Below are 17,337 nucleotides of genomic sequence, written 5' to 3' on the forward strand. Positions count from 1 at the left end.
TCTCAGTAAGCGAAGGACAGAGGTGCCACGTCGTCGTCACTCGGCGGCTTCGGCGGTGCAGGTTCGGTGTCGTGCTCCTGCGGTCCCTCGACGACGTACCGGCGCATCAGCCAGAACCAGATCACCGCCAGCCCGCCGTAGACGAGGGTGAAGATGACCAGAGAGAACAACACCATGCCGGTGGAATGTCCGGACACGCCGTCCTGCACCGTCATACGCACCATCTGGTCGCCGGTGGGGTTGGGTACCACCACCCAGGGCTGGCGACCCATCTCGGTGAAGACCCAACCGGCCGAATTCGCCAGAAACGGGGTGGGGATGGTCAGGATGCCGAACCGCCCATACCACCGCTGATCGGGGATCCGACCGCGACGAGTCAGCCAAAGACTGACAAGCGCGAAGGCAACAGGTATCAGCAGCAGGCCGATCATCGCGCGGAACGACCAGTACGTGACGAACAGGTTGGGACGGTAGTCGCCGGGGCCGAATCGTTGTTGATACTGCTGTTGCAGATCCTGCACGCCCTCCAACGTCACGCCGCTCAGCCGGCTCTCGGCCAGGAACGGCAGCACATACGGCACTTCGACGAGGTGAATGACACTGTCGCAGTTGTTGTGCGTACCCACCGTGAGAATGGAGAACATCGGATCGGTTTCGGTGTGGCACAACGACTCCGCCGAGGCCATCTTCATCGGCTGTTGGACGAACATCAATTTGCCCTGGAAGTCGCCGGTGACGAACAGCCCCAGTGCGGCTACGACGGCGACCATGCTGCCCAGGATGGTTGCCGGTCGGTACAGTCGTCGGGCGTCGTCGGGGTCGGTGTTCGACCGCCTGGTCGATCGCACCATCAGCCAGGCCGAGACACCGGCGACGAACGCACCGGCGGTCAAGAACGCGCCGGCGACAGCGTGCAAGAAAGCCCAGATGGCGGTGTTGTTGGTCAGCAGCGCCACGAAGTCGGTCAGCTCGGCGCGGCCGGTCTCCGGATTGAACCGTGCGCCGACGGGGTGCTGCATGAACGAGTTCGCCGCGATGATGAAGTACGCCGACGCATTGACCGCGAACGCCACGATCCAGATGCATGCCAGGTGCACAGCTCGAGGCAGCCGACTCCATCCGAAGATCCACAGACCGATGAAGGTGGATTCGAAAAAGAACGCGATGAGACCCTCGAACGCCAGTGGCGCGCCGAAGATGTCGCCGACGAATTTGGAGTACTCACTCCAGTTCATCCCGAACTGGAACTCCTGGACGATGCCGGTGGCGACGCCGAGGGCGAAGTTGATCAGGAACAACTTGCCGAAGAAGCGGGTCAGCCGGTACCACGCGGTGTCGCCGGTGATGTGCCAGGCGGTCTGCATGGCGGCGATCAGCGGGGCCAGCCCGATGGTGAGCGGGACGAATATGAAGTGGTAGACGGTGGTGATTCCGAACTGCCACCGGGACACATCCAACGCGTCCATGCGCCACTCCAAGGTTGATCGCTATACTACGACGCAGTGTAGTAGATTTTCTCTTGTTTCACTCGCGACCGTGTCCGACTTCACTCGGGTGCGGGAGCGGTGACTTCCTGCCGCGCTTCGGGCAACTTCTTGCTCTCCTTGCGGATCCCGAAGGCCGAAACCACCTCGAAGATGCCGAGCACGATCAGCCAGATGCCGACCACCAGGGTCAATGTCGCCAGCGACTCGAAAGGGGAGGCCAGGATGACTACGCCGGCGATCAGGCTGATGACGCCGATGAAGATCTCCCACGCCCGCCCGGGCAGGGTCGGGTCGCTGATCGCCGACACCGCGGTGGCCACGCCGCGGAAGATGAACCCGATGCCGATCCAGATGGCCAGCAGCAGGACCGACTCCTGCAAGCTGCGGAAGCACAGGACCGCAAGAATCAGTGCGGCTGCGCCGCTGAGAAACAGCAGCACCCGCCCGCCGGCGGACACGTGCAGGCTGAAGGCAAAAATCACCTGGCTGATACCGGTGACCAACAGGTAGGCGCCGAAGAAGATGGCCGCGACAACGATCGTGATCGCCGGCCACAAGAGCACCATCACACCCAACAGCGCCGTCAGGACTCCCGAGAACAGGACGTTCTTCCACAGATGCTGCAGCAGGGTAGGGGTCGCAGTGGTTTCCATGCGGCGCAGTGTGACACATCGGCGCTGGCAGTCGGTCCTTTTTGGCAGCACGGCTGTGAGGTGGCAGTGCGGTCGTTAACGTTCCGTTACCGACACTGCACGCCGGCTTGCCGGTCATTAACCTCCATGGCGCAAGTGGCCGTACGTATTCGGCCGCCCGCGACATAACCCCTACAGAAGGTGGAGGCGACTGTGCTGGCTCAATGGAAAGACCGCCGGACGCCGATATGGCGTGCCTCCGCAGTGGTCATCGCAGCGGGGGCGCTGATGCTGTCGGGCTGTTCGAGTAACACCGAGACCACCGGGCCCGCGACGGAGACAACCGCAGCCAATGCCGAGCGGGTCGATGCCATCGCCGGCACCGTCCCCGCCGAGATCAGAGAAGCCGGGACGTTGGTCATCGGTGTCAACGTGCCGTATCCGCCCAACGAGTTCAAAGACTCCGACGGCAAACTCGTCGGTTTCGATGTCGATCTGATGAATGCGATCGCGGCGACATTGGACCTCACGCCCGACTACCGCGAGGCGGACTTCGACAAGATCATCCCGTCCATCCAAGGGGGAACCTACGACGTCGGCATGTCGTCGTTCACCGACACCAGACAGCGTGAAGAGGTTGTCGACTTCGTCACGTACTTCTCTGCAGGCTCGGCGTGGTTGCAGAGGGTCGGTGCGGGTGTCGATCCGGAGAATGCATGCGGCAAGAAGGTCGCTGTGCAGTCGAATACGACCCAGGCGACCGAGGAGTTGCCGGCCCGCAACCTGAGGTGCACCGAAGCCGGTGCGCCACCGATCGAGATCATCCCGTTCGATGGCCAGGACGCGGCGACCAACGCGGTCGTGCTCGGTCAGGCCGACGCCATGTCGGCAGACTCGCCGGTGACGCTGTACGCCATCAAGCAAAGCGAGGGCACGCTCGAACAAGCCGGGGAGGTTTTCGACTCCGCTCCGTACGGCTGGCCGGTGGCCAAGGGGTCACCGCTCGCGCAGTCGCTGCTGCAGGCTCTCGAGCACTTGATCGACAACGGCGCCTATGCGCAGATCGCCACCAACTGGGGCCTGGAAGAAGGGCTCATCGACAAGCCGGTCATCAACGGGGCGATCAACTGAGCGGGCGCACCGCAGCGATGAACGACGTCGACAACGCGCCTGAGTCGATCAACGCGGTGCCGTTGCGGCACCCGTGGCGCTGGGTCGCGGCAGGAGTCATCGTCGTCTTGGTCGGACTGTTCCTCTACGGTGCGGCGACCAACGATGCCTACCGCTGGGCGACGTTCTGGCAGTACCTTTTCGACGACCGTATCCCCAGCGCGATCTGGTACACGGTTCAGCTGACGGTTCTGTCGATGGTGCTGGCGGTCATCCTCGGGGTGACGCTGGCGGTGATGCGGCTGTCGCCGAATCCGGTGTTCCGGTCGGTGTCGTGGGTTTATCTGTGGATCTTCCGCGGCACACCGGTCTACGTGCAGCTGGTGTTCTGGGGGCTGTTCCCGACGATCTACCAGAACATTCAGCTCGGTGTGCCGTTCGGTCTGACGCTTTTCCATCTCGATCTGCAGAGCCTGTCCATCCCGTTCCTCCTGGCGATAATCGGGCTGGGGCTCAACGAGGCCGCCTACATGGCTGAAATCATCCGCGCCGGAATCAGTTCGGTGCCGGAGGGGCAGATGGAGGCGTCGACGGCGTTGGGTATGTCGTGGGGCCTCGCAATGCGTCGCACCGTGCTCCCACAGGCGATGCGGGTGATCATCCCGCCGACCGGTAACGAAATCATCAGCATGCTCAAGACCACGTCGCTGGTCACCGCGGTGCCGTTCACGCTTGAGCTGTACATGGTCACCCGCAATATCGGCGCGGTCCGCTTCGAACCCGTACCCCTGCTCATGGTCGCCGCCGTCTGGTATCTGGTCATCACCAGCATATTGATGGTCGGACACTACTACCTGGAGAGGTATTTCTCCCGTGGTGCGTCGCGCAAGCTGACCGACAAGCAACTCGCAGCGCTTGCCAAGGCGCAAACCGGTACCGGGGCGATGTGAGCGCGGTGCTGGACCCGTCCGCGATACCGCACCCGATGGTCCGAGCGGAGAAGGTGTGCAAGGACTTCGGGGCGCTGAAGGTACTCAAGGGTGTCAGCCTCGAGGTGAACAAGGGTGAGGTGCTGGTCCTGGTGGGGCCATCGGGATCGGGCAAGTCGACCTTCCTGCGTTGCATCAACCACCTCGAGACCGTGACTGCCGGGCGGCTCTACGTCGACGGTGAGCTCGTCGGCTACCAGGAACGTGGTGGCCGGCTCTATGAGATGAAACCCCGGGACGTCGCCAAGCAGCGTCGTGACGTGGGCATGGTGTTTCAGCATTTCAACCTGTTTCCGCACCGTACCGTTCTGGGGAACGTCATCGAGGCACCGATGAAGGTCAAGGGCGTCGCCAAGGACGAGGCCGTGCACCGCGGACGTGAACTGCTCGACCGAGTCGGGCTGTCCGAGAAGGTCGACGCCTATCCACTGCAGCTGTCGGGCGGCCAACAGCAACGGGTCGCGATCGCGCGTGCGCTCGCGATGGAGCCCAAGCTGATGTTGTTCGACGAGCCGACTTCCGCACTGGACCCGGAGCTGGTGGGCGAGGTGCTCGGGGTGATGAAAAGCCTCGCCGCGGAGGGCATGACAATGATTGTCGTCACCCACGAGATGGGCTTTGCTCGGGAAGTGGCCGATGAGTTGGTATTCATGGATGCTGGTGTCGTCGTCGAGCGTGGAAGCCCTCGCGAGATGATGGCCGATCCGCAACACGAAAGGACCAAGACGTTCCTGTCCAAGGTGATGTGAAGCCTGATCCGACCACGCCGTTGTGGCGGGCCGCCCAGGTGTTCCGTCTCCTGAGCTGTGTCTACGCGCTGGGCTTTGCGGTGGCGGTCAACCGGGACCTGGAGCATCCGCTGGGGGGCTGGGTCCTGCTGGCTGTTCTGATCACCTGGAGCGTCGCGTGCGCGGTGGCCTATTTGCAGGGCTTCGGACGGCGCCCGCTGTGGGTGCTGGCCGAGATCGTGGTCGTGGTTGCCTTGATGCTCAGCACCGAGCTCGTCGCCTCGGATCAGTGGATCCTGGACAACCAGTCACTACCGACCACGTTGTGGGCGACCAACGCCACCATCTCGGCGGCCATCCTCATCGGCCCGGTCGCTGGAATGTGCACCGGGTTGCTGGTGATGGCCGCCGGCGCGGCGCTGAAGGGATACGTGCACATCGATCTGGGCCGCAACGCCACCATCATCGTCGAATTGGCGGTCGGGCTGGCGGTGGGAATGGCGGCGCAGACCGCGCGCCGCGCTCACACCGAGCTCGAGCGCGCAGCTCGGTTGTCGGCATCCCTGGAGGAACGCGACCGACTCTCCCGGCAGGTCCACGACGGCGCCATCCAGGTTCTGGCGCTGGTTTCTCGACGTGGTCGCGAGATCGGTGGAGAGACAGCGGAGTTGGCCGAACTTGCCGGAGAGCAGGAACGTGCGCTGCGCCGGCTGGTCAGCGCGGCCGGCGACCTGCGCTTTGGTGATACGGTGACCGTCGACCTGGCCGCGATGCTGCGGGGCTGTGCCGGCGACCAGGTGTCGGTGGCGGTGCCCGCCGAGCCGGTGCTGCTCGATGCGGCCACCGCCGACGAACTGTTGGCTGCAGTGACCAATGCCCTCGATAACGTTGTCGCGCACGCCGGTCGGTCCGCGCGGGCCTATGTGCTCCTCGAGGATCTCGGCGACTCGGTGACGGTCAGTGTGCGCGACGACGGTGTCGGAATTCCGGATGGCCGGTTGGCCGAGGCCGAACAGCAGGGCCGGGTCGGTATTTCGAAATCCATTGTGGGTCGTTTGGACTGGCTGGGCGGGCGGGCCACGCTGACCACATCGCCGGGTGCGGGTGTGGAGTGGGAGCTCAGCATTCCGCGACGGAAAGAGGCCCGATGAGCGAGGACGCAGTGACCGTCATGGTCGTCGATGACCACCCGATCTGGCGTGACGCGGTGGCCAGGGACCTGGCCGGTGCGGGCTTTGACGTGGTCGCCACCGCCGACGGGGTGGCCACAGCCAAGCGACGCGCGGCCGTCGTCAGGCCTGCGGTCGTGCTGATGGACATGCGGCTGGGCGACGGCGATGGCGCCCAAGCCACCGCCGAGGTGCTGGCGGTGTCGCCGAGCAGCCGGATACTGGTGTTGTCGGCATCCGATGAGCGCGACGACGTCCTGGAAGCGGTGAAGGCCGGTGCCACCGGTTATCTGGTCAAGAGTGCGTCACGCCAGGAGCTGGTCGACGCCGTGGAGGCCACGGCGCAGGGCAGGGCGGTGTTCACCCCCGGTCTTGCCGGTCTGGTGCTCGGCGAGTACCGGCGCATCGCCAGGGACACCACGAATCCGGCCGCTCCGAGTTTGACCGAGCGGGAGACCGAGATCTTGCGCCACGTCGCCAAAGGCTTGACTGCCAAGCAGATCGCGGCGCGACTGTCGCTGAGTCACCGCACAGTGGAAAACCATGTCCAGGCGACGTTCCGCAAGCTGCAGGTCGGCAATCGCGTCGAGCTGGCCCGTTACGCGATAGAACACGGTCTCGACGAGTAGTTGTACTCATCCGCCCGGGGGCGAAACCGACGACGATGGGTCCATGACCGAACCGCCCAATGTCGTCATCGCGCGACTTTCTGCTGAGTTCGCCGCGATGTCTCACCAACTCGCCCGAGCGTCTGCCGATCTACGTCAGTTGAATCTGATGCTGACGCCGCACGGCGCGGCCGCGCCGATGCCGGCACACCCCGCAGTGTCGCCGGGACCGGCGCCACCCGTCGTGCCCCCACCCGGGCCGTATCCGCAGTACCTACCGCCACCGCCACCGCCAAGGCCGCCGGTGCGCTCAGGGCCGGTGGAACCACCCGCGCAAGGCTGGATCGGCAAGCTGCTGGCGATTGCCGGCGTCGGCGTCACGCTGATGGGCGTGGTCCTGCTGCTGGTGCTGGCGGCCCAGGCCGGGATCCTGCGTCCCGAGTTCCGGGTCGCCGCGGGTGCGGCGCTCGCCGCCGGCCTGGTCGGTGCGGGGCAGTGGCTGTCTGGCCGTTCCGGTGGCCGGGTCGGCGCGATCGCGTTGGTTGCCACCGGGGTGGCCGCGGCGTACATCGATGTCATCGCGGCGACGACCATCTACGACTGGATTTCGGCCCCCGCCGGGCTGGTGCTCGCCGCGTTGGTCGCGGGCGCCGGACTGACGCTGGCGCGTCGTTGGGACTCCGAACAACTCGGGTTGCTCGTCGTGGTTCCGCTGGTGGTGCTCGCGCCGATAGTCACCGGCGGTATCACCTTGCTGCTCATCGGATTCATGCTGGCGCTGGCGGCTGTGTCGGTTCCGGTTCAGCTGGGCCGAGACTGGATCTGGTTGCACGGCGCACGCATCGCGGCCGTGGTCTTGCCGCTGCTGGCGGCGCTGGTCGTGCGCCATTTCGACGCGCGGGAGGACCTGGCGCTGGCGGGTGCGTGTGCACTCGGCGCGGCGCTGGCCGTCGTCACTGCTCTGATGCTGCTGCCCAGCACCGCCAGGCCTGCCGTGATCGCCGTGCTGACCGCGGCGGGCACGACCCCGCTGCTGGGGGTCAATCTTGCCGTCGACGACGGCCTCGCAGCGTTGCTGGTGGCCGCACTTGCGGCGTCCCTGCTGACGTTGGTTTTGCTGGTTGAGCGACTGCCGGGGGTGGCAGGGCCGGCGCAACAGGTGTTCGCCGTGTGGGCGGCCGTGGCGGCGCTGGTGGCCGTCGTCACCGCGTTCGACGGCACACTGGCCGCGCCGATTCTGCTGGCGATGGCACTGCTGGTGGTCGTGGCGGTGCGTCGTGATCGAGTCGCGCGCTGGGTCAGCGTCGGATTCGCGGTGGTGGGTGGCGCGGGGTATCTGATCAACGCGCCGATCGTCAATCTTCTGACCCCGTGGACCATCGACACCGGCACCAGTCTGTCGATCCTGTTGTCCAGCGTCCTGCTGGCCGCGGTCGCGATCGTCTGGACCGGGACGGCCGGCAGTCCCAGCGGAGTGCTCTGGACGGCGACTGCAGCAGTTGTGGTCTACGCGATCACCCAGTTCAGTGTCACCGCCGCGACGCTGATCGCTCCGGACGCCTGGGGGTTCTATGCCGGCCATATGGTCGCGACGATCTGTTGGATCGCGATGGCCGCCGCCGTGTTCGGCTACGCGCTGCGCCTGGACCGGTCTGCGCGGTCGGTGCCGATCAGCGGGGGACTGGGGCTTGTCGGCGCCGCCGTGGCGAAGCTGTTCCTGTTCGATCTGGGTGCCCTCGACGGCATCTTCCGGGTCGCAGTTTTCATCGTGGTGGGCCTGATTCTGCTGGCCATGGGCGCCGGATACGCCCGGTTGCTGGACCGGCAGGACCAGATGGCTGTGACCAACGACACCTGATAAACTGGACTCAGTCCAAACTAGGAGGCGTTGTGACGAACATGAGTGCAACAGTGAACAATCGCAGGACAGAAGCAGAGGTCACGGGTTTCCAGGCCTCGCCGGAACTGAATGCGGCGCTGCAGCGGGTGCTCGTGGACCTGATCGAGCTGCATGTGCAGGGCAAGCAAGCCCACTGGAACGTGGTCGGATCAAACTTCCGCGACCTCCATCTGCAGCTCGACGAGGTCGTCGACTTCGCCCGGACGGGCAGCGACACCATCGCCGAGCGGATGCGCGCTCTCGACGGCGTGCCGGATGGCCGCACCGATACCGTGGCGGCATCCACTTCGCTGCCGCAGTTCCCGTCCTACGAACACAGCACCGCCGACGTGGTCGATCTGATCACCGGTCGGGTCTATGCGGTGGTCGACACGATTCGTGAGGTCCACGACGGGGTCGACGCCGAGGACCCGGTAACTGCTGACATCCTCCACGCGCTGACCGACGGTCTGGAGAAGCTGGCCTGGCTACTCAAGTCGGAGAACCGGAAGGTGTAGCAACTCCGGAGCGATGGCCGACCAGGTACCAGGTGTGCATCAGGCCCTTGCCTTTCACCTCGACCAGTCCACGCTCTTCAAGGTCAAACGACGAGCGAAGCCTCAGATAGACATCCTCGGGCACCTGAATTCGGCCCTCGATATCGGTGGTCTCCATCCGTGAGGCGACGTTGACGGCATCGCCCCAGACGTCGTAGAAGAACTTCTTCGCGCCGACCACCCCCGCGACAACCGGTCCCGCTGCCATCCCGATGCGCAGCGGGACCGCGCGTCCTTGCCCGTCTTTCATGTCGGTGACGGCATCGGCCATGTCGAGGGCCAACGCGGCCAGGGCTTCCAGGTGGTCTGCGCGCGGGGTCGGCACGCCGGCGACCACCATGTACGCGTCGCCGCTGGTTTTGATCTTCTCCAAACCGTGCCGGTCGACCAGTGCGTCGAGATCAGTGTAGAGGCGGTCGAGGAAGCGAACCAGCTCCGCCGGTGTGGTGTTGCTCGCGCGCTCGGTATAGCCGGCGATGTCGGCGAACAGAATCGACGCATCGTCGTACTTGTCGGCGATCACGGTGCGCGCCGGTTCTTTGAGCCGCTCGGCGATGGTCTCAGGAAGTATGTTGGCCAGCAATTGTTCGGAGCGCTGATGCTCGGCTTCCATGGCCTGTTCGGCTCGCTCGATCTCGCGCAACGTGTACCAGATGGTGGCCACCAGCATCACCGCCGAAGATGCCACCGAACTGAGAAAGCCGGCCGTCAATGTCCACGACGGACCCAGTCCACGGTCGTGGGGCACCGTCATCTCCAGCACGATGCAGATCGCGACGCCGACCGCCGCGATCGCCGAAGCCAGCAGGATGCGGTGGATGCCCAGGATCAGAACGGCCAGCGCTGCGGCGACCAGGAAGTAGAACTGCAGCCCCGACCCGGTGCCGATGGTGTAGCAGATGAAAGTCACCGAGACGTAGGCGAATCCGACGAAGGTCAGCGGCGCGACGAGTTCGCCGAGCGGGCACAACCGAGGAATGGCAAGAAAGACTGCGGCGCAGAACATGTTGGCCACGCCCAGCCACCACAACGCGCCGCCGAGGCTGAGTTGGAAGACGCCGAACAGCGCCGACACCACGGCCGCGATCCAGCCCGCGATCGTCATCACCCGCAGGCGGCTGGCGGCACTGTCGGAGCGGTGGCGTTCAGGGGAGAGCACGCGACTCTGCGCCGCCACCTCGGGTACGCACACCGGCCGCACGTTCAGCACGGACGCAGCCTATCGCCGAAAGGCAGCTCGACCTGCTGAAATGACGACATCTGCGCCGGTCACATCCACTCCACGAATTGGATGATGATCCCGTTGGGATCCTCGAACTGGCAATACCGCTCGCCCCAGGGTTCGGTCTCCGGGGCAGTGACGGGGTGGGCGCCCGCAGCGCGAGCGGATTCGTACGCCGCGTCGACATCCTCGACGACAAACGCCAGTAGTAATCCGTCGCCGGCGCTGCCCGCGCGGTGCGCGGGTTTGAACGTCGGAAGGCCCGTTCGCAGGTAAATCACGTTCGGTCCGCCGTCGGGATGGTGCAGCGACACGAACCCATCCGCGTGCATCACCACCGCGTATCCGACGTGCCGGGACAGGAAGTCTGCGGATGCTTGCGGGTCGGCGACGTTGAGGGAGATCGCTGTGGCGGTGACGTGCATGAACACACTTTCTCGTATGCTGTACGAAATCCAGTATCCGTACACTGCACGGAAATGCAACCGCATCGGCAAAAGGGGCGCCGTGGACACCATCGACCTGCTCTGGCGCAACGTGATGCCGGCACGAGCGCGCCGAGGCCGGCCCCCACGCTTCACCGCCGACCAGGTGGTTACCGCCGCCATTACGGTGGCAGACCGAAGGGGGTTGTCTTTCACCCTGCGCGATATTGCCGAAACCCTTGGCGCGCCGGTGATGTCGGTCTACTCCTACATCGACAGTCGCGAGCAGCTCCTCGAACTGATGGTGGATCAATGCCGCCTCGACATGGATTACACCGAGCTCTCCGGAGATTGGCAGGCGCGGTTGCGCGCCGTCGCCGCCGACAACATGACGTTGTTTGACACGCACCCGTGGATGGCCGACATCGAATCCGAACGCGCCGTGCTCGGCCCCGGAACATTGGGCAAGTACGAGCGGGAACTGGCCGCCGTGGACTCCCTTGCCCTGGCCGATCCCGACAAAGACGCTGCATTGACGTTGGTGTTGGACTTCGTCCGATCGTGTGCGCGCGCTCGTGCGCACGCCGATCGCGAGCGTCGACACGAGACACCGGAGCAGTGGTGGCAACGCGAAGGCGCGAAACTTGCCGCCCTCGGAGTCACCGAAAGCTACCCACGGGCTTCACGCATCGGGACTGCAGCGGGCCAGGCTCACGCAGCTGCCCACAACGCCGACGCCGGCTATGAATTCGGCCTGCAGGCCATCCTGCACGGCATCGACACGCTGAACCAGCACGTTGGTCTTGGATGACGGCAGGAGCACTGACCGCGCCGCAGGCCCAAGCATGCCCGCCGGTGAACGCGATCTCCAGACCGGCGTTGCGTCGCTCCGGACGCCCCGCTAGCCGCACCGTTCGAAGGTGTGCACACGGTAGCCGTCGCCGAGCGTGCGCAACACGGTACGCAAAGCCAGGGCAGGGACACGGAATGCCTTGAACTCGCGCGCCCGGCCCACGATGGACACCGGCGGCCGTGCTTGCCGGTATCCGAGGTGGAGGAAGATCTCCTCTGGATACTCTTCGACGAACTTGAACTCACTGCCCAACGCCAGGATCTGCTTGTACAGCTTGCCCATATGCCTTGTGAAGAACACCCGGTTCATCAGGTCGCAGATCAGCGTGTGGTCGGGAAAACCATCCGACAGTGTGGCGAGCAGATGGTGCACTTGGGTTTTCTCGAGATACATGAACACGCCCTCGATCACGATGAGTGTCTCGACATTCGGGTCGCATTCGCGCAGCGCGGCGGGGAGTTCGCCGGCCGAGAAGTCGACAGCTCTGCGTCGCAGTACATTCGGACATTTTTCAGGGGCCAGGATGGTGTTCTTGTGTTCGATGACGGCCGCTTCGTCGAACTCGAACCAGCGACCGCCGGCCAACCGATAGGCGCGGGTGTCGAAGCCGGTGCCGATGTTGATGATCTGCAGGTCTTTGTTCGCTTTGAGGCGTCTGGCGATCTCGTCGTAGATGATCCGTGCCCGTACCACGTTGCTGAGGTTTCGGCGGGTGCCGCCAGAGAACGGGGCATATACCGTCCTGCCTTCGCCGGTCATGAAGTCCTCGGCGTAGATGTCGGAATATATCGAGCCCGGTGCGCGGGCGTCGTCGGCGCGGATGCCACAGCAGAAGAAGGCGGTCTTGGATATCGGGTTCATCTGGGCTCCGGTGAATTTGGATGCGGTCATGGCTGTGCTAGGCGTGGATCGGCGGTCGGCCGATGAGGGCTCCGGCCCCTTCGATCTGAGCGGCGACACGCAGGAGAAGGTCCTCCCGTCCGTAGGCGGCAACGAGTTGCACGCCGATCGGCAAGACGCTGTCACTCAGCCGAACCGGCAGGGAAATGGCCGGTTGTCCGGTGATGTTGAACGGCATGGTGAATGCGAGCAGTGAAGCGGTGCGCAGCCACGCGTCGAGGGGCTTGGCGGGGTCGGGGCGCAGCGCGCCGAGCCGTGGCGGCAGGTCGGTGAGTGTGGGAGTGAGGAGAAGGTCGAAGCCGTCCTCCCACCACGCCGTCATACTTCGGGTGAAGTTGTTCAGGCCGGTGAGGGCGGTGAGATAGTCGCTGCCCGTGGTGCGTTGGCCCACGCGGGTGATGAGCCAGTTGTCGGTGTCCATGTCGGCTTCACCAATCGGACGCCCGAGTGCCACGCTCATCCGCTCGACGAAGTTGGCTTGGCTGCAGGCGAGGATGGGCATCACGAAGACTCCGGCACCTGTGAGCATCGGCGCCGGGAAAGACGGCTCCACATCATGGCCGAGGTTTCTGAGCAATTCGGTGGTAGTCGTCACGGCGGCGCTGCACTCAGGGTGAACGGAAGCGGCGGGTGGATCAGGTACGAAGCCCAGGGCCTCGATGAATCGGCCGAGCATGGGCAGGGCTTCCGGCAGAAGCGTGGCGTCTTCGGTGCCGGTGGGGAGTTCGGTGATGAAGCCGATGCGCAGCCGTCCGGGCTCGGCCCCGATCTCGTCGCGGTACCGACGTGTGGGAGTGGGTGCGACGACGGTATCGCCCGGCATGGGTCCGGAGACGAGATCGAGCACCGCGGCGGTATCGCGCACGCTGCGGGTCACGGCGCACTCCGCCGCCAGGCCGGCCCACATCGCATCCGAGGATTCGGGACCGACAGAGACCCGGCCACGGGAGGGCTTGAGCCCGATGATGCCGCATTGACTTGCCGGGTTCCGGATGGAGCCGCCGCCGTCGCTGGCGTGTGCCAGGGGCACCATGCCGGAGGCGACGGCGGCTGCCGCGCCCCCGCTGGAGCCGCCGCTGGCGTACTCGGTGTTCCAGGGGTTGTGCGTTGGTCCGTAGGCGTCCGATTCCGTGGTCGCCCAGGCGCCGAGTTCGGGAACGTTGGTGCGGCCGATGTCGACGAATCCGCCGTGGAGAAGCTTTTGCACCAGGTACGACGTTCCCGGCGCGCGGTAACCGGCGCTGCGCAGAAAACGGGTGCCCCAATGGTAGGGGTCGCCCGCTCGATTCCCGGCCGCGATGTCCTTGAGCAGGATCGGCACGCCGCAGAACGGCGCTTCCGATCGCAGGGACCCAGCTTCGCGACGCGCCCGTTCGAAGTTGCGGTGGATGACGGCATTCAGCTGTGGGTCGATGTGCTCCACCCGCGCGATGGCTGCGTCGACGAGTTCGTGAGCCGAGATCCTTCCCGTGCGCACCAACTCCGCCTGGCCGGTGGCGTCGAGTAGTGCCAGCTCGTCGGGCATCAGTTCTCCGTCATCGGGATTGTGGTGGGTTCTGTCTGGGGTCGGGTCGGGGTAACAGCGTCGAGAGGTCCAGACCGTCGACAGCCTGCCCGAGGCAGACGGCACGAAGGACACTGCTGGCAAACGCTTCTGCGTCACCCCAGGGCAGGTAGGGCCTGGTGACCAATAGGGAGGCGACACCGTGGGCAGCTGCCCACAGTTGCAAAGCCGGACCCAGGGAATCGGTCGGCGGGAAGAAAGCTTCGTCGATGAGCTCCTGCACGGTGTGTTGAAGATGGACGAAGGCTGAGTTGACGAGAGTCTCGTCGAACTCACTGGGTTGCGTCGGTGCGGTGTCGGTGGCCACGCGGTACATCAGTGGGGTCCGCACGGCGAAACGTACGTAGGCCATGCCCAGGGCGTGCAGGCGTTCCAGGGCGGTCGGTAGGCCGCGGGTGGCGTCGCGCATCGCCTGACCGAGCTGGCGGTAGTACTTCGCACACACCGCAGCCAGAAGCTCTTCCTTGTCCGCGAAATGGCGATACAGCGAGGGAGCCGTGATGCCGAGCGCCTGGGTCACTTCACGGGTCGAGGGTGCTTTGGCGTCCTGTGATACGAGGATCAATTCGGTTGCGGTATCGATGATCTGGTCACGCAACAGGTCGCCGGACCCTTTCGGTAGGCGCGGTCGGGGTGCATCACCGGACCCGCCCGCCCGCCCCCTTGCCCGTGACTGCTCCATCACGCTCCTCAACATAGTGGCGCTACCGTAGCGCCGCTACGTTACGGTCGTCAACACCGGTCGAGCTCGGTCATTACCTCGTCCTCGGCAGCGGCCCACACCGCATCACCAGCGACAACCATCAGCCGGTGCGGGCCGGCGGCGAGTCGCGTGATTACGGACAGTTCTCTACCGGGCAGGGCGGTACCGGCGGTACACGCCTGCGGGCTGGAGCTTCGTGCGGGCTGAGTGGTCAATCTGAAAACTCGCCCTGATCTGGTCTCTGCTGGTGCCCTCGGTGAGATTCGAACTCACACTGTACGGGTTTTGAATCCGTTTCCTCTGCCAGTTGGGATACGAGGGCGTGCGGCCTCCCACCATAAAGGATGGCCCCGCGGTCGCTCATCCGGCCTGCGGCCGCCACAATGTCTGTCATGTCAGCCTCAACCGGGTCGCCGCCAGATTCTCCCGCGCCGCGCCGCGTTCTCGTCGCCGAGGACGAGGCCCTCATCCGGCTCGACCTGGCGGAGATGTTGCGCGAAGAGGGCTACGAGATCGTCGGTGAGGCCGGCGACGGCCAGGAGGCGGTGGACCTCGCCGAGTCGTTGCGGCCCGATCTGGTGATCATGGACGTCAAGATGCCCCGGCGCGACGGCATCGATGCCGCCTCGGAGATCGCAGGCAAGCGCATCGCCCCGATCGTCATCCTGACCGCCTTCAGCCAGCGTGAACTGGTTGAACGTGCCCGTGATGCCGGGGCGATGGCCTATTTGGTCAAACCGTTCAGCATCACCGATCTGATTCCGGCCATCGAGGTTGCCGTCAGCCGTTTCGGCGAGATCGCGGAGCTGGAGAAGGAAGTTGCGTCCCTGTCGGATCGGCTGGAGACTCGCAAGCTTGTCGAACGGGCCAAAGGCTTGCTGCAGACCAAGCAGGGGATGAGCGAGCCGGAGGCGTTCAAGTGGATTCAGCGTGCTGCGATGGACCGCAGAACGACGATGAAGCGCGTCGCCGAAGTGGTGGTCGAGACGCTCGACGACTCGGGAAGCGCCACTTCCGCGAGCTGATCAGCTCGGACGGCGTTTGGTAACAGATTGGTCACGACGGCCGTCTGGGGCGTCACCCGCAACGGTCACCCATTAGCGTCGAGTCCGATCTTTACCACCCTGCCCCGTGAATTCTAGGAGCATTCTTGATGAAGAATCGAACCCTCGGTCACGTCGTCGCGCTGGCGGGTGTGGCCGCGCTCGCGCTGACATCGTGTGCCTCCGGGGACAACGGCGACGCCACCACCACCCCCGAGACCACCGCCGAAGCCCAGGCTGAGGTCGTCACCACGGATTGTGAACCGGAGCAGGCCACCGCGGGCGCCACCCCGGACACGAGTCCGCTCAAGATCGGCACCTTGCTGCCGGAGACGGGCACGCTCGCCTTCCTCGGACCTCCCGAAATTGCCGGGGTGCAGGTGGCGGTCAACGAGATCAACGACGCCGGCGGGGTCCTCGACCAGCCGATCGAACTGGTCACCGGTGATTCCGGCGACACCACCACCGACACCGCCAACACCACGGTGGACCGGCACCTCGCCGGGGGTGTCGATGTGATCATCGGCGCAGCCTCCTCGGCGGTGTCGCTGAAGGTGATCGACAAGATCGTCGGCGCGGGTGTGGTGATGTTCTCCCCGGCCAACACGTCCGACCAGTTCGTCTGCTATCCCGACCGGGGCATGTACTTCCGCACCGCCCCCACCGATGTGCTGCAGGCCCAGGCGCTCGCCCAACTGATCACCGGTGACGGCGCTCAGCGAGTGGCGATCCTCGCGCTCAACGATCCGTACGGAACCGGCCTGGCTGCCAATACCGTCGAGGATCTGAAGAGTGCCGGCATCGCCGAGGATCAGATCACCAAGATCATCTACGACCCCAACGCACAGTCGTTCAACGCCGAGGTCGATCAGGTCAAGGAGTTCAATCCGGACGCGGTCGCGGTGCTCGGCTTCGAGGAGACCGCGAAGATCATCACCCGAATGCACGAGGTCGGCATCGGCCCGTCCGACGGCATGCTGGTCTACGGCACCGACGGCAACATGGGTAACGCGCTCGGTGAGGGTGTGGCGCCTGGTCTGCTGGAGGGCATGAAGGGCACCGCCCCGATGACCGAGGTCGGCCCGGAGTTCCAGGGTCGCCTTACCGCAGTCGACCCCGGGCTGGTCGACTTCAACTACGCGGGCGAGGCTTTCGATGCCGTGGTGATCTCCGCGTTGGCCGCCGAGCAGGCACAGTCCACCGCCGGTGTCGACATCGCGGCCAACATCAACTCGGTCACCCGCGAGGGAGCCAAGTGCACCTCATTCGTCCAATGCCGCGACCTGATCCGGGCCGGCGAGGATATCGACTACGACGGCGTGACAGGTGAGTTGGAGTTCGCTCCGGCCGGCGAGCCCTCTGTGGGCTCATACGGCAACCTGCAATTCGGGCCGGACAACACGATCAACGTAGCCGACTACATCGTCGTGCAGGGCTGAGGCTCACCAGCGTGATTCGGGCCGGGCGG

The 17,337-nt window shown here is 65.1% G+C and carries 17 protein-coding genes and 1 tRNA gene; 10 read left to right on the forward strand and 8 right to left on the reverse strand.

Going from position 1 to position 17,337, the window contains the following annotated elements:
- Positions 1 to 2 precede the first annotated feature (2 nt).
- Complete coding sequence (locus KXD98_RS12785) at positions 3 to 1,466, reverse strand: cytochrome ubiquinol oxidase subunit I (RefSeq protein WP_260764753.1); 1,464 nt, start codon at positions 1,464 to 1,466, stop codon at positions 3 to 5.
- Between the two features lie 80 nt (positions 1,467 to 1,546).
- Complete coding sequence (locus KXD98_RS12790; RefSeq protein WP_260764755.1) at positions 1,547 to 2,140, reverse strand: HdeD family acid-resistance protein; 594 nt, start codon at positions 2,138 to 2,140, stop codon at positions 1,547 to 1,549.
- A 192-nt stretch (positions 2,141 to 2,332) separates the two neighbouring features.
- Between KXD98_RS12790 and KXD98_RS12795 the strand changes: the two genes are divergently transcribed.
- From KXD98_RS12795 to KXD98_RS12825, 7 genes are read left to right on the forward strand one after another with little or no spacing between them, the layout of a single operon-like run.
- Positions 2,333 to 3,250 carry an ABC transporter substrate-binding protein gene (locus KXD98_RS12795; protein WP_260764756.1) on the forward strand — a complete coding sequence of 306 codons (918 nt, stop codon included), beginning with the start codon at positions 2,333 to 2,335 and terminating at the stop codon, positions 3,248 to 3,250.
- A 17-nt stretch (positions 3,251 to 3,267) separates the two neighbouring features.
- On the forward strand, positions 3,268 to 4,179 hold the full coding sequence (locus KXD98_RS12800) for an amino acid ABC transporter permease (protein WP_260764757.1): 912 nt from the start codon (positions 3,268 to 3,270) through the stop codon (positions 4,177 to 4,179).
- A gap of 35 nt (positions 4,180 to 4,214) precedes the next feature.
- On the forward strand, positions 4,215 to 4,967 hold the full coding sequence (locus KXD98_RS12805; protein WP_260765170.1) for an amino acid ABC transporter ATP-binding protein: 753 nt from the start codon (positions 4,215 to 4,217) through the stop codon (positions 4,965 to 4,967).
- A complete protein-coding gene (gene macS, locus KXD98_RS12810; protein WP_260764759.1) occupies positions 4,964 to 6,097 on the forward strand; it encodes a MacS family sensor histidine kinase in 1,134 nt (377 codons plus the stop codon). The genes KXD98_RS12805 and macS overlap by 4 nt, the downstream gene beginning before the upstream one ends.
- The gene (locus KXD98_RS12815) at positions 6,094 to 6,744 is read left to right on the forward strand and encodes a response regulator transcription factor (protein ID WP_260764760.1); all 651 of its coding nucleotides are present in this window, start codon (positions 6,094 to 6,096) and stop codon (positions 6,742 to 6,744) included. Before macS ends, KXD98_RS12815 begins: the two co-directional genes overlap by 4 nt.
- A gap of 43 nt (positions 6,745 to 6,787) precedes the next feature.
- Complete coding sequence (locus KXD98_RS12820) at positions 6,788 to 8,581, forward strand: DUF2339 domain-containing protein (RefSeq protein ID WP_260764761.1); 1,794 nt, start codon at positions 6,788 to 6,790, stop codon at positions 8,579 to 8,581.
- 41 nt (positions 8,582 to 8,622) lie between these two features.
- Positions 8,623 to 9,120: a Dps family protein gene (locus tag KXD98_RS12825; RefSeq protein WP_260764762.1), complete on the forward strand. Its 498-nt coding sequence runs from the start codon at positions 8,623 to 8,625 to the stop codon at positions 9,118 to 9,120.
- Here KXD98_RS12825 and KXD98_RS12830 read toward each other — a convergent pair.
- A complete protein-coding gene (locus KXD98_RS12830; RefSeq protein WP_260765171.1) occupies positions 9,095 to 10,360 on the reverse strand; it encodes an adenylate/guanylate cyclase domain-containing protein in 1,266 nt (421 codons plus the stop codon). The two genes, KXD98_RS12825 and KXD98_RS12830, sit on opposite strands and share 26 nt — an antisense overlap.
- A 68-nt stretch (positions 10,361 to 10,428) precedes the next feature.
- Positions 10,429 to 10,806, reverse strand: a complete 378-nt coding sequence (locus KXD98_RS12835) for a VOC family protein (RefSeq protein WP_260764763.1) — start codon at positions 10,804 to 10,806, stop codon at positions 10,429 to 10,431.
- Between KXD98_RS12835 and KXD98_RS12840 the strand changes: the two genes are divergently transcribed.
- Positions 10,790 to 11,617, forward strand: coding sequence for a TetR/AcrR family transcriptional regulator (locus tag KXD98_RS12840; protein WP_260764764.1), 828 nt, complete (start codon positions 10,790 to 10,792; stop codon positions 11,615 to 11,617). The two genes, KXD98_RS12835 and KXD98_RS12840, sit on opposite strands and share 17 nt — an antisense overlap.
- A gap of 90 nt (positions 11,618 to 11,707) precedes the next feature.
- On the opposite strand, the gene KXD98_RS12845 is transcribed toward KXD98_RS12840, so the two are convergent.
- The 4 genes from KXD98_RS12845 to KXD98_RS12860 all read right to left on the reverse strand — a co-directional run bounded on the left by KXD98_RS12845 (position 11,708) and on the right by KXD98_RS12860 (position 15,148).
- Positions 11,708 to 12,550 (reverse strand): class I SAM-dependent methyltransferase, encoded by an 843-nt coding sequence (locus KXD98_RS12845; RefSeq protein ID WP_260764765.1) that lies wholly within the window; start codon positions 12,548 to 12,550, stop codon positions 11,708 to 11,710.
- Positions 12,551 to 12,557: 7 nt separating this feature from the next.
- Positions 12,558 to 14,084 carry an amidase gene (locus tag KXD98_RS12850; protein ID WP_260764766.1) on the reverse strand — a complete coding sequence of 509 codons (1,527 nt, stop codon included), beginning with the start codon at positions 14,082 to 14,084 and terminating at the stop codon, positions 12,558 to 12,560.
- Positions 14,085 to 14,094: 10 nt separating this feature from the next.
- Entirely contained in the window at positions 14,095 to 14,805 is a 711-nt protein-coding gene (locus tag KXD98_RS12855; protein ID WP_260765172.1) for a TetR/AcrR family transcriptional regulator, read from the reverse strand.
- Between the two features lie 266 nt (positions 14,806 to 15,071).
- Positions 15,072 to 15,148: transfer RNA gene (locus tag KXD98_RS12860), tRNA-Leu, on the reverse strand.
- Between the two features lie 70 nt (positions 15,149 to 15,218).
- On the opposite strand from KXD98_RS12860, the gene KXD98_RS12865 reads away from it, so the two are divergent.
- Complete coding sequence (locus tag KXD98_RS12865; RefSeq protein ID WP_260764767.1) at positions 15,219 to 15,851, forward strand: ANTAR domain-containing response regulator; 633 nt, start codon at positions 15,219 to 15,221, stop codon at positions 15,849 to 15,851.
- A gap of 128 nt (positions 15,852 to 15,979) precedes the next feature.
- Entirely contained in the window at positions 15,980 to 17,308 is a 1,329-nt protein-coding gene (locus KXD98_RS12870) for an ABC transporter substrate-binding protein (protein ID WP_260764768.1), read from the forward strand.
- Positions 17,309 to 17,337: the final 29 nt, after the last annotated feature.

This window comes from Mycobacterium sp. SMC-4 (assembly GCF_025263265.1).
GTDB lineage: Bacteria > Actinomycetota > Actinomycetes > Mycobacteriales > Mycobacteriaceae > Mycobacterium.